Annotated in this window: 1 protein-coding gene and 1 pseudogene; one reads left to right on the top strand and one right to left on the bottom strand. The window is 60.4% G+C overall.

Annotated elements, in window-relative coordinates; genetic code table 11:
* Window positions 1-217, top strand: a 217-nt coding sequence (locus U8L64_RS01475) for a hypothetical protein (RefSeq protein WP_333393397.1), incomplete at its 5' end; no start/stop codon positions are given.
* Here U8L64_RS01475 and U8L64_RS01470 read toward each other — a convergent pair.
* A pseudogene (locus tag U8L64_RS01470) lies at window positions 195-317 on the bottom strand (Asd/ArgC dimerization domain-containing protein); the annotation flags it as partial. The gene U8L64_RS01475 and the pseudogene U8L64_RS01470 overlap by 23 nt on opposite strands.
* Window positions 318-555 lie beyond the last annotated feature (238 nt).

Raw genomic sequence — 555 nt, 5'->3', positions numbered from 1 at the left:
AGATAGTCGAGTTGGAAGGCTTCGCCGATCTCTCCACGCGCATGCACTGATCGAAGGGCAACCACAACAGGCTCAGCAAGCACTTGCACATCCGGCTTTCGAGCGCCTCGGCGAGCTACCGGTCGACCAGCAATTCGGCATAGCCGACGATCAGTCGCGGCTGCACGAGCGCATCGGCATGTGTTGGAACGATCGTCTTCGGCAACGGCGGCGTTGATGGTTCCCATCTGCTTGATCGGTTCGCGCATGTTCTGAGCGCCAGCGCCGGATGCAGCCTGATAAGTCATGGCGCTCATCCATTCCACGAGCCCCGCCTCGGTGGTTTGTTCGAGGCGGGGCTCGCACAACACGGACTCAGCCAGCGCTGAGCGGTGGCGTCACGCACGCGTGTTCTGCCTGATCTATCGTTCTGTTCAGGGTGGCGATACCCGTCACATTTCAGCCCTTCTCTTCCAAACTCGCCGCGTTCCGCCGGTCGCCACCGTACCTTTTGGCATCATGATGATCATGCTGGCGATGTGGATGCTCTCAGGCTCAACCAGCGAAAGCGGCACG

The sequence above is a fragment of the Pseudomonas sp. FIP_A4 genome, assembly GCF_036701605.1.
Taxonomy (GTDB): domain Bacteria; phylum Pseudomonadota; class Gammaproteobacteria; order Pseudomonadales; family Pseudomonadaceae; genus Stutzerimonas; species Stutzerimonas phenolilytica.
Note: the sequence above shows the minus strand (reverse complement) of the source record. Positions and strands in the feature narration are given on the sequence as shown.